16 protein-coding genes are annotated in these 11,171 nt (G+C 63.9%); 6 read left to right on the top strand and 10 right to left on the bottom strand.

The features are described 5' to 3' along the window. The 6 genes from AC1VTH_RS03575 to AC1VTH_RS03550 form a co-directional block, all read left to right on the top strand. A partial coding sequence (locus AC1VTH_RS03575; RefSeq protein WP_481334727.1) for a hypothetical protein occupies window positions 1-438 on the top strand: 438 nt, incomplete at its 5' end. 54 nt (window positions 439-492) lie between these two features. After that, window positions 493-1,647, top strand: a complete 1,155-nt coding sequence (locus tag AC1VTH_RS03570) for a class II fructose-bisphosphate aldolase (RefSeq protein ID WP_126420852.1) — start codon at window positions 493-495, stop codon at window positions 1,645-1,647. Window position 1,648: 1 nt separating this feature from the next. Then, entirely contained in the window at window positions 1,649-2,818 is a 1,170-nt protein-coding gene (locus AC1VTH_RS03565) for a diphosphate--fructose-6-phosphate 1-phosphotransferase (RefSeq protein ID WP_481334726.1), read from the top strand. A 15-nt stretch (window positions 2,819-2,833) separates the two neighbouring features. After that, window positions 2,834-3,673, top strand: coding sequence for a triose-phosphate isomerase family protein (locus tag AC1VTH_RS03560; RefSeq protein ID WP_126420848.1), 840 nt, complete (start codon window positions 2,834-2,836; stop codon window positions 3,671-3,673). A 19-nt stretch (window positions 3,674-3,692) separates the two neighbouring features. Beyond that, window positions 3,693-5,192: a lactate racemase domain-containing protein gene (locus tag AC1VTH_RS03555; protein WP_481334724.1), complete on the top strand. Its 1,500-nt coding sequence runs from the start codon at window positions 3,693-3,695 to the stop codon at window positions 5,190-5,192. 12 nt (window positions 5,193-5,204) lie between these two features. Further along, complete coding sequence (locus AC1VTH_RS03550; RefSeq protein ID WP_481334723.1) at window positions 5,205-6,482, top strand: hypothetical protein; 1,278 nt, start codon at window positions 5,205-5,207, stop codon at window positions 6,480-6,482. Here AC1VTH_RS03550 and AC1VTH_RS03545 read toward each other — a convergent pair. The 10 genes from AC1VTH_RS03545 to rplB all read right to left on the bottom strand — a co-directional run. Beyond that, window positions 6,479-7,285, bottom strand: a complete 807-nt coding sequence (locus AC1VTH_RS03545; protein ID WP_481334722.1) for a sulfite exporter TauE/SafE family protein — start codon at window positions 7,283-7,285, stop codon at window positions 6,479-6,481. The two genes, AC1VTH_RS03550 and AC1VTH_RS03545, sit on opposite strands and share 4 nt — an antisense overlap. Before the next feature lie 151 nt (window positions 7,286-7,436). After that, window positions 7,437-7,772 carry a 50S ribosomal protein L24 gene (gene rplX, locus AC1VTH_RS03540; RefSeq protein WP_073296271.1) on the bottom strand — a complete coding sequence of 112 codons (336 nt, stop codon included), beginning with the start codon at window positions 7,770-7,772 and terminating at the stop codon, window positions 7,437-7,439. 14 nt (window positions 7,773-7,786) lie between these two features. Continuing rightward, on the bottom strand, window positions 7,787-8,155 hold the full coding sequence (rplN, locus tag AC1VTH_RS03535; RefSeq protein ID WP_293673109.1) for a 50S ribosomal protein L14: 369 nt from the start codon (window positions 8,153-8,155) through the stop codon (window positions 7,787-7,789). Window positions 8,156-8,238: 83 nt separating this feature from the next. Then, entirely contained in the window at window positions 8,239-8,505 is a 267-nt protein-coding gene (rpsQ, locus tag AC1VTH_RS03530; protein WP_481334721.1) for a 30S ribosomal protein S17, read from the bottom strand. Between the two features lie 20 nt (window positions 8,506-8,525). Next, window positions 8,526-8,729: a 50S ribosomal protein L29 gene (gene rpmC / locus AC1VTH_RS03525; protein ID WP_293673108.1), complete on the bottom strand. Its 204-nt coding sequence runs from the start codon at window positions 8,727-8,729 to the stop codon at window positions 8,526-8,528. Between the two features lie 3 nt (window positions 8,730-8,732). After that, entirely contained in the window at window positions 8,733-9,164 is a 432-nt protein-coding gene (rplP, locus tag AC1VTH_RS03520; RefSeq protein ID WP_293673107.1) for a 50S ribosomal protein L16, read from the bottom strand. Beyond that, on the bottom strand, window positions 9,164-9,871 hold the full coding sequence (gene rpsC, locus AC1VTH_RS03515; RefSeq protein ID WP_293673106.1) for a 30S ribosomal protein S3: 708 nt from the start codon (window positions 9,869-9,871) through the stop codon (window positions 9,164-9,166). The genes rplP and rpsC overlap by 1 nt, the downstream gene beginning before the upstream one ends. 6 nt (window positions 9,872-9,877) lie before the next feature. Beyond that, entirely contained in the window at window positions 9,878-10,240 is a 363-nt protein-coding gene (gene rplV / locus AC1VTH_RS03510; RefSeq protein WP_293825283.1) for a 50S ribosomal protein L22, read from the bottom strand. Window positions 10,241-10,254: 14 nt separating this feature from the next. Then, window positions 10,255-10,515 (bottom strand): 30S ribosomal protein S19, encoded by a 261-nt coding sequence (gene rpsS / locus AC1VTH_RS03505; protein WP_126420828.1) that lies wholly within the window; start codon window positions 10,513-10,515, stop codon window positions 10,255-10,257. A gap of 24 nt (window positions 10,516-10,539) precedes the next feature. After that, the coding region (gene rplB / locus AC1VTH_RS03500; protein WP_481334719.1) for a 50S ribosomal protein L2 at window positions 10,540-11,171 on the bottom strand (632 nt) is incomplete at its 5' end.

Here is an 11,171-nt window from a genome sequence, read left to right as displayed (position 1 = left end):
GCGGGCGTCGAGCTCGTCTGCGCACGCTCCCCCATCACGCTCGATAACATCGAGCTGTGGGACGCCCGCTACGTTGGGGCAGACACCGAGGAGGGACTGCGCCTCTCCGAGCGCTTCCTCGCATCCGTCGCTAACGCCCTCGAGCTCGTGGACGACGGGGACGCCGTCATCTCGAGCTGGGCCACATGGACCCATTACTTCCGCCGTATCGAGACCCAACGAGGGTCCAGGCGCCGACTCACCTACGCCGAGCTCGCCAACAACGGGGAGTCCTGGCTCGCCGCAGACCTCTACACGAGGCTGCCCAACTATGAGGCGGGTGCCGCCTGCGCCGAGGACGTCCTCGCCCTCATGCGCACGGGAGTCCCCTCGGCACGAATCATGAAGCTCTCCAACATCATCGAGGCGCCACTGGGCCAACAGGCCCCGAACTATTAGGCACGTACGCAAAGCGCCCGGGCTCGCCCGGACCCAACAGGAGGAGATGTCGCTATGCTCGTTCCGCTCAAGCCCGTCCTCGACGCAGCCCGCAAGGGTGGCTACGCCCAGGGAGCCTTCAATGTCAACGCCGTATGCCAGGCAAAAGCCGTCATCGAGGCCCACGAGACCCTGAGGAGCGCCGCCATCCTTCAGGGCGCCGACCTCGCCAACGCCTTCATGGGCGGCCGCGCGGACTTTGCCAACGGCACCGTGAAGGACAAGATCGCCGGCGCTAAGAACATCGGCGATGCCGTGAAGAAGTATGGCGAGGACAGCCCCATCCCGGTGGTGCTGCACCTCGATCACGGTCGTGACATGGAGAGCGTCAAGGCCGCCATCGCTGGCGGCTACACCTCCGTCATGATCGACGGCTCGTCGCTTCCCTTCGAGGAGAACATCGAGCTCACCCGCGAGGTCGTGAAGTACGCCCACCCGCGCGGCGTCTCCGTCGAGGGCGAGCTCGGCGTGCTGGCAGGCGTAGAGGACCACGTGTTCGCCGCCTCGAGCACCTACACCAACCCACTCTCCGCCGTCGATTTCGTCCGCAAGACGAAGGTCGACGCGCTCGCCATCAGCTATGGCACCATGCATGGCCCCAGCAAGGGCAAGGACGTCAAGCTGCGTCGCGAGATCCCCATCGCGGTGCGCGAGTGCCTCGCCCACGAGGGACTCGACTGCGCACTCGTGAGCCACGGCTCCTCCACCGTCCCGCGCTACATCGTCGACGAGATCAACGAGCTGGGCGGCAACATCCAGAACGCCTACGGCATCAGCCTGACCGAGCTCAAGGCGGCCATCCCCGCCGGCATCAACAAAATCAACATCGACACTGACATCCGCCTCGCCGTAACGCGCAACATGCGCGAGCTGTTCGCCAAGCGCCCCGAGCTCCAAAAGAGCGAGTCCATCGGCGGGGTCTACAAGCTGCTGCTCGAGCACCCCGAGAACCCCGATCCCCGCGCCTTCCTCCCGCCGGTGTTCGACACCGTCATGTATGGCGTCGTGGAGGACGACGACCGCGCGGCGCTCGTGGCCGCCATCGAAGCGGGCGTCAAGGAGGCCGTCTCCACGCTCATCGTCGAGTTTGGCAGCTTTGGCAAGGCCCCCAAGGTCGAAGTCGCCACGCTTGCCGAGATGGCCGAGCGCTACGAGAAGGCCGGGATCTAGCATGGCCACGCAAGACGCGCTGCTCGTCGTTCACGGCGGCGGTCCCACCGCGGTCATCAACGCGTCGCTCTTCGGAGCGGTCGACGAGGCGCTCAAGACCCCCGGCGTAGGACGGGTGCTGGGAGCCCTGGGCGGCATGGGTGGCATCACCGATGGCACGTTCGTTGACTTTGCCCAGGTGAGCCCCGAGAAGCTGTCGCTTCTTCCCTCGTCGCCCTCGTCGGCCATCGGCACGAGCAGGAAGCCGCTCGAGGCCGACGACTATCGCGATCTGGCACATGCCCTCGAGCGCGCCGGCGTTCGCTGGCTTTTGCCCACGGGGGGCAACGGCACCATGAACACCTGCGGCGAGATCTGGCGCGCGTGCCAGGCCGAGGGCGTGTCCATCGACGTGGTGGGCATCCCCAAGACCATGGACAACGACATCGCCGCGACCGACCACGCCCCCGGCTATGCGAGCGCGGCCCTCTACATGGCGGCAAGCGTCTCCGAGGTGTGCTGCGATGTGCGCGGCCTGCCCATCCACATCGTCATCGTAGAAGCCATGGGCAGAAACGCCGGCTGGGTCACCGCCGCAAGCGCCCTGGCAGACGAATCCGGCACAGGAGGGCCCGACCTCATCTACCTTCCCGAGAGGGAATTCGACGAGCATGCCTTCCTCGACGATTGCCAACGTCTCATCGACGAGAAGGGCTCGGGCGTCGTGGTGGTGAGCGAGGGCCTGCACAAGACGGGCGGCGGGCCCGTGGCCCCCATCCTCATGCAGACGGGCCGCTCGACCTACTTTGGCGACGTCTCGGCGCACCTCTCGAGACTCGTCATCTCCGAGCTTGGCTACAAGTCGCGCTCGGAGAAGCCGGGGCTTCTGGGCAGGGCTTCCATGCCCTGGCAGAGCACGATCGACCGCAACGAGGCCATCGAGTGCGGCCGCGAGGCGGTTCGCGCCGTACTTGCCGGCGATTCCGGCAAGATGGTGGGCATCGAGCGTCTCTCCACCAGCCCCTACGAGGTTCGCTACACGCGCATCCCCATCGAGCAGGTCATGCTCGATGAGCGAACCCTGCCCGACGCCTACATCAACGAGCAGGGCAACGGCGTCACCGACGAGTTCCGCGCGTGGTGCCGTCCCCTGCTTGGGGAACCGCTGCGCAGGTTCGCGAGTTTTGTCTAACGAGTTGGAGGCACCATGAAGCACATCTTCCTCAACCTCAAGCGCTTTGACATCACACCGGAGCTGGGCGGAGTCAACCGCCTTGCCGAGCCGGGGCAGTGGGGGCAGGCCGTGGCCTCCTCCATCAAGGACGTGGCTGACGCCTACGCCGACGTCGCCGAGTTCGCGGCCTTCCTGCCCGAGGCGCACCTCATCGGTGCCGCCAATGCGGCGGCGGGCAGCCACCTTGGCATCGGCTCCGAGGGCGTCCATGGCGCAGACACCGCCCCGGGCGGCAACTTTGGCGCGTTCACGACGCTTCGCACCGCCAATTCGGTGACGCAGCTCGGCTGCGGCTGGACGCTCGTGGGTCACTGCGAGGAGCGCATGAACCTTCGCGCCATCATGGGCGAGTCGGGAGCCACGGCAGACCAGATCGAGCCTGCGGTCAACCGAATCCTCAATCGCGAAGTCAAGGCAGCGCAGGCAGCAGGCCTCAAGGTCCTGTTCTGCATGGGCGAGCGCTCCGAGGAGGTCGATGCCTGGGAGCAGGTTCTCACCGCCCAGGTGAGCGAGGGGCTCGAGGGCTGCGATCTTGAGAACGTTCGCATTGCCTACGAGCCCGTCTGGAGCATCGGCCCCGGCAAGACGCCCGCAGACGCCCCCTACATCGCCAAGGTCGCAAGGCTCGTCAAGTCAGTCGTGACAGGCGTCGACGTCGTCTACGGCGGAGGCCTCAAGGCAGACAACGCCAAGATGCTTGCCGGAATCGAGGAGATCGACGGCGGCCTCATTGCGCTCACGCGCTTCTCGGGAGAGATTGGCTTCTACCCCGAGGAGTACGCCCAGATCGTCGACCTCTACCTGAACGCTTAGCGAAGAGAAAGGCACACAGATGCATCTCGAATTCGAGTACGGAACCGGAAAGCTCGGTGCCGAGCTGCCCGACAGCACGGACGTCTTCATTACCGGCGAGACGGTCAAGGATCCCGAGTGCCTGCCCCAGGACTGGGACAGCCTCTACAACGCCACGCTTGAGAGCATCCGCAACCCCATCGGCATGGATCCGCTCGCCAAGCTCGCCCGCCCCGGCGCCAAGGTTGTCATCGTCATTCCCGACATCGTGAAGGGCGGCACGCAGCCCACGTCCCATCGTCGCGTTGCCATCCGCGCCTGCCTCGACGAGCTGTTTGCCAACGGCGTCGACCACGATGACGTCCTGCTGCTGTTCTCCAACGGCCTGCACCCCCGCACGAGCGACGCAGAGGCTCGCCAAATCCTTGGCATGGACCTCTACAACGAGTTCATCGGGACCAACCAGATCGCCTCGCACGACTCCGAGGACTACGACAACCTCGTTGACCTGGGCTACACCGCCTATGGCGACCACGTCATCATGAACAAGAAGGTCTATGAGGCAGACATCGCCATCCTCATCGGCCACACCCAGGGCAACCCCTATGGCGGATACTCGGGCGGCTATAAGCACTGCGCCACCGGAATCACCCACTGGCGCTCCATTGCCGCCCACCACGTGCCAGCGGTCATGAGCCGTCCGGACTTCGTTCCCGTATCCACGCACAGCCTCATGCGCGACAAGTTCGACCAGCAGGGCATGTTCATGGAAGAGAAGATGGGCAAGAAGTTCTTCTGCTGCGATGCCGTACTCGACACCTGGAGCCGCCAGATCGAGATCAACTCGGGCTGGGCGGCCGAGATGCAGCCCATCGCATGGAAGACCGCCGACAAGCGCACCTACGTACACTGGGCCGAGAAGAAGTACGACATCGTTGTCATGGGCATGCCCACGAAGTTCCACTACGGCGACGGCATGGGCACGAACCCCATCCAAATGATGCAGGGCGTCTCCGCCATGGTGATTCGCCACAAGAGAATCCTCTCCGAGCATCCCGTCTTCATCATCTCGAGCTATTGCGACGGGTGGTTCCATGACGAGCGCTGGCCGTATCTGCGCGAGCAGTGGGAGCTGTGGCAGTCCGACAAGATGAACACCTTGGACGAGATGATCAAGTACGGCGAGTACTTTGCGACCAACCAGGAGTACATCCGCAAGTACCGCTTTGCCGGGGCCTTCCACCCCTTCCACGGCTTTAGCATGATGACGTGCGGAAACCTCGCCGAGAAGTACCTCTCTGCCACCTACATCGTGGGCGCCCAGAAGCCCGGCATCGCGCGCACCATGGGGCTCAAGACCCGTCCCACCTTCGAGGAGGCGCTTGCCGATGCCACACGCAAGTACACCGACGGCAACCCCAACATCCTTGCCCTGCCCGGCGCCTATGTAAGCGCCGTGCCGCATCTCTGCATGAAGGACCCATCCCAGAACAGTCACTTCATGGATGACGCCCCCGCGCATCCATGCGGCTGCTGCTAGGAGGGAGCAGACATGCTGAGGCTTAACGAAGCCTCCCTGGGGGCCCGCGTCACGTCCGACGATGTGACGCGGGCCTCCCGCGCATCGGGCGAGCTGCTCGCCCAGGTACAGAAGGGGGAGGTTTGCTATCGCGGCTCCTTGGGTTGGCTGCATGTGGACGAATGGGCCTCCGTGGAGCAGCTCGTACGGATCGCAGAGCTTGCCAGCCGCCTCCGCGCCGAGACCGACACCTTCGTGCTCATTGGAGTTGGCGGGTCGAATAACGCGGCCCGTGCCGTTCTGCGCGCCCTGGGACAGCCAGATCCCACCCACCAGGTTGTCTGGGCGGGTAACACCCTCTCCCCTCACGCGCTTAACGAGATGCTCGCAAGCCTCGAGGGCCACGAGGCGGCGATTGACTGCGTGGCGAAGAACTTCGAGACGCTCGAGCCTGGCTCCTCCTTCCGCCTGCTGCGGCAGTGGATGTCCGCCCACATGGATGCAAGCCAGATAGCTCGGCACATCGTCTGCTGCGGAACGCCGAAAAGCCAACTAGAGAAGCTCTGCACGGACGAGGGTTATGCGTTCACGACGTTTCCTCCCAACGTGGGAGGGCGCTTCACGGCGTTTACCCCCGTGCATCTCCTCGCCCTTGCCTATGCCGGCATCGACATCCATGCCCTGGTCCAGGGCGCGCGAGACGAGGAGCGGCGGCTTCGCCAGACATCAGCGCGCCCTGAGGACAACGCCGCGCTGCGCTACGCCCAGATCAGGCACCTCGCCTGGGAGGAGGGCATGCGCGTAGAGCTGCTCAGCTCCTTCGAACCCTGCCTCTCGGGCGTTTCCCTCTGGTGGCAGCAGCTCTTTGGAGAGTCCGAGGGCAAGGGCGACCGCGGCCTGCTCCCCGCTTCCGCCCAATACTCCGAGGATCTTCACAGCCTTGGACAGTACGTCCAGGAGGGGACGCCCCTGCTCATGGAGACCTTCCTTGACGTCCTCGAGGCCAGAGAGTCCGACAGGCTCGTGTTGGGCGGCACGGACGTGGCCGACGGCTTTGATTACCTGGACGGAATGGACTTCTGGGATATCAACAAGGCAAGCTTCCATGCCACGCGCGCCGCGCATGCACGCCGGCTCCCCTGCCCCACCATCGAGCTCGAAAGACTCGACGAGCACACCCTAGGAGAGCTGCTGTACTTCTTCATGTTCAGCTGTTATCTCTCCGCAAGGCTCCTCGAGGTCAACCCCTTCAACCAACCGGGAGTCGAGGCCTACAAGCAGCTCATGTTCAGGACGCTCCGCGGGGCCTAGAGGGAGACGAGCCCCGTGAAGCGAGCAAAGTTGTAGCAGCAGATAAGCGCGATAAGAACGAGGGCGAAGAGGTAAAGTCTGTCGATGGTTGACGCGCTGACCCTCTTCGCCACTTTTCTGCCCACAACGGACCCGCAGACCGCGGCTACGCACATACCGATGAGAGCAACGGGCGCAAACTCGGGAATGCCGCCGCCAGCGAGAGAATAGACGAGGCTCGCCGTCTGCGAGAAGGCAATGATGAAGAGGGACGCCTGAGCGGCAGGCTTGGAATACATCGCGAAGAAGAACGTGAGGATGGCGAGGTTAAAGGGACCTCCGCCAATGCCGAGAAACGACCACAGGGCACCCGCGACGAATCCGATTCCGGCCTTGGCGGCACCAGCCTGGACGTTAAGACCCTGAATGGAAGACCTTCTTATCGTATAGACAAACACGACGGCCGTAAGCACGATAAGCACCGCGGCCTGAGCAGCACCTACCAGCTCGGCATCAGGCAGGATTGTCCCGAGGCTATTGAAGAGGAGCTTGCCCACCACGCCGCCAACGGCAGAGCCCAGGGCGAGCGGGAGCATAGAGCGAACGTTGACGGTCGACGTCTTTGCCACGGCATTCTGGGTGAGCGTGGCAAGCGACATCGTGAGCACCGAGATGCTCGAGAGAAAAGAGACCGTGGCAACCGGCATCACGTTCATGGCGTCGACCACCGGCTTGATGATCACGCCGCCACCAATGCCGCACAGAGGCCCCAGCAGCGAGGCAAGGAAGGCGACGATGAAGACAGCGAGGTACGAGAGAGGCATGATGAGCTCCTAATCTTGACTGTCTCTATTTTAGTCGCTTAGCACTACTTAACGTCTCTGACCTGCATTTTCATGCAAGTAAGCTAACAAAAACGCCCGCGAGCCAAAGCCCGCGGGCGTCCAGTACGCAAAGGACCAAAAGTCCCGTTTCCTACTTCTTGTAGGGGTCGGGGATGACCTCGCCGCTCTTCTTGGCGACGCGCACCTTGGTGCCGTCCTCCTCGAAGCGGTAGCCAACGCGCGTGGGCGTGTCGGTCTTAGGGTCAATCAGGGCGACGTTGGAGACGTCGATGGGCATCTCCTTGTTCACGAAGCCACCCTGCTGGTTGTCCTGCGTGGGGCGGACAGCCTTCTTGGCGACGGCAACGCCCTCGACGACGACCTTGCCCTCGCGGGGAAGGGCGCGTACGACGACGCCGCGCTTGCCCTTGTCCTTGCCAGAGAGCACCTGGACGGTGTCGCCGGTCTTGATCTTCATCTTAGCCATAGTGGCGACTCCTCCTAAAGCGTCTCAGGCGCGAGCGAGACGATCTTCATGTACTTGTGATCGCGCAGCTCACGGGCGACGGGGCCAAAGATACGGGTGCCGGTCGGGTTACCGTCCTTGTCGATGAGGACACAGGCGTTCTCGTCGAACTTGATGTAGGAGCCGTCCTTGCGGCGGGTCTCCTTGACGGTGCGAACGATGACGCAGCGAACGACGTCACCCTTCTTGACGGAACCGCCCGGCGTGGCCTCCTGGACGGCGGCGATGACGACGTCGGCGATGCCGGCGTAACGGCGCTTCGAGCCACCCAGAACCTTAATGCACCTCACCTTCTTGGCGCCGGAGTTATCGGCGACGGTGAGCATGGTCTGCATCTGAATCATTGCAAATCCCTTTCAGAAGCTCATCCGGCCCAGAGGTGCACCCTCACGAGCAGCGCACATGGGCCGATAGATGGCCTTGGCAGTTACTTGGCGGCCTCAACGACCTCGACGAGGCGCCAACGCTTCGTCTTGGACAGGGGACGCGTCTCCATGACCTTGACGGTGTCGCCAACGTGCGCGGCCTCGTTCTCGTCGTGGGCGTGGAGCTTCTTGGTGACGGTAATCATCTTGCCGTACTTGGGGTGGCGCTTGCGGTTGTCGATCTTCACGGTGATGGACTTGGCACCGGAGATGGAGGTAACGACGCCCACGCGCACCTTACGCGAGCTACGAGCCTCGGTATCGCTCATGTTCTTCTCCCTAGACTCTTCTACTTCGCCTCAGCGGCGATCTGGCGGGCGCGCATCTCGGTCTGGATGCGAGCGATGTCGCGCTTGACGTTGGTCACGCGGGCCGTGTTGTCCAGCTGGCTGGTGGCCATCTGGAAACGCAGGTTGAAGAGCTCGGCGCGGCCGTCCTCAAGCTTCTTGGCGAGCTCCTCGTCGGAGAACTCGCGGATCTCGTTCATCTTCATGGGTTACTCGTCCTTCCCAGCCTGCTGGTCGGCAAGGGTGACAATCTTCGTCTTGATGGGCAGCTTGTGCTGGGCAAGACGGAGAGCCTCCCTGGCGATCTCCTCGGAGACGCCACCAATCTCGAACATGATGCGGCCGGGCTTGACCACGGCCACCCACTCCTCGGGGTTGCCCTTACCCTTACCCATGCGGGTCTCGGCGGGCTTCTTGGAGATGGGCTTGTCCGGGAAGATCGTGATCCAGACCTTACCGCCACGCTTCATGTAACGGGTCATGGCGATACGGGCGGCCTCGATCTGGCGGTTGGTGATCCAGTGAGCCTCAAGGGCGACGATGCCGTACTCACCGAAGTGCAGCTGGGTGTTGCCCTTGGCGTGGCCCTTCATGGAGCCACGCTGCACCTTGCGGTGAAGAATACGCTTAGGAGCCAGCATTAGTTGCCCCTCCTCTCATTGCGACGACGGGGACGCGAGGAGCCCTCGAGGGCCGGCTGCGGCTTGGGCTGGCCGGGGAGCTTCTCGCCGACGTAGATCCAAACCTTCACGCCGCAGGCGCCCATGGTGGTGCGAGCGGTAGCCTCACCGAAGTCGATGCAGGCACGAAGGGTGTGCAGGGGCACGCGACCCTCGCGGTACCACTCGCGACGGCCCAGCTCAGCGCCGCCGAGACGGCCGGAGCACTGGATGCGGATGCCCTTAGCGCCGGCCTTGCGGGCAGACTGCACGGCCTTGCGCATGGCGCGACGGAAGGCGATGCGCTGCTCGAGCTGGTCAGCGACGCTCTGAGCAACGAGGGAGGCGTCGAGCTCGGGGCGCTTAACCTCGATGACGTCGACGTTGACCTGGCCCTTACCGACCTTGGCGATCTTCTCGAGCTCGGAGCGGAGACCGTCGATCTCGGCGCCCTTCTTGCCGATGACGATGCCGGGGCGGCCGGTGTAGATGGTGACCTTCACCTTGTCGCCGGCGCGGTCGATCTCCACGCGGGAAAGCGCAGCCTTGGCCAGACGCTTGTTGAGGTACTTGCGAATCTCGAGGTCATTGCCGAGCGTGGTGGCGTAGTCCTTGTCGGCGTACCAACGGGAGCGCCAGTTCTCGGTGACTCCGAGGCGGAAACCAGTGGGGGAAACCTTCTGACCCATGTGGCTTTACGCCTCCTTTCGGGGAGCGACGGTGATGGTGATGTGGCTCGTGCGCTTGTTGATGCGGCTCGCGGAGCCCTTGGCGCGCGGGCGGATGCGCTTGAGCGTCGGGCCCTCGTCGACGTAGGCGGCGACGACCTCGAGGGACTCGGGACGCATGCCCTTGTTCTGGTAGGCGTTGGCCACGGCGGACTTCAGGACCTTCTCGACGTCCACGGCGACGGCGCGCTCGCAGAACTGGAGCAGCTCGAAGGCACGTGCGACGGGCTGGTTACGGACCTGGTCAACGACAAGGCGAGCCTTGCGCGGAGCGACGCGGACGTACTTGGCGGTCGCGGAGACCCAGTTCGGGTTGGTGTTCTTAGCCATTAGTCAGTACCTCCTTAAGCCTGCTTGTGGCCACGGAAGGTGCGGCTCGGGGCGAACTCGCCCAGCTTGTGACCAACCATGGACTCGGTAATGTACACGGGGACGTGCTTGCGGCCATCGTGGACGGCGATCGTGTGACCAACCATCTCGGGGAAGATGGTCGAGGAGCGCGACCAGGTCTTGATGACCTCCTTCTTGCCAGCCTCGTTCATCGCAGCGACACGCGAAAGGAGGCGAGTCTCCACGAACGGGCCCTTCTTGAGACTTCTGCTCATAGGTGCTTTCTCCTACTTCTCGCGTTACTTCGTCTTGCGACGACGGATGATCAGACGGTTCGTGGACTTCTTCGGGTCACGCGTCTTCTTGCCCTTGGCAGGCTTGCCCCACGGGGACACGGAGGGACGACCAGAGGTGTGGTTCTTGCCCTCGCCGCCGCCGTGCGGGTGGTCGACCGGGTTCATGACCGTACCACGGACGGTCGGACGGACGCCGGCCCAGCGGTTACGACCGGCCTTGCCGATCTTGATGTTGGCGTGCTCGGCGTTGCCAACCTCGCCGATGGTGGCGCGGCAGGTAATGAGCACGCGGCGCATCTCGGAGGACGGCATGCGAAGGATGGCGTAGCCACCCTCCTTGCCCATCAGCTGGCAGGAGTTGCCGGCGGAGCGGGCGATGGCGGCGCCACGGCCGGGCTGGAACTCCACGGCGTGGACGAGCGTACCAACGGGGATCTCGGACAGCGGCAGGCAGTTGCCGGGCTTGATGTCGGCCTCGGGGCCGCTCATGACCATGTCGCCAACCTGGAGGCCCTTGGGGCACAGGATGTAGGCCTTGGCGCCGTCGACGTAGTGGAGCAGCGCGATGCGGGCGGAGCGGTTCGGGTCGTACTCGATCGTGGCGACCTTGGCGGGCACGCCGTCCTTGCGACGCT

Source organism: Parolsenella sp. (assembly GCF_982402205.1).
This window is presented reverse-complemented; position numbering and strand designations above follow the sequence as displayed.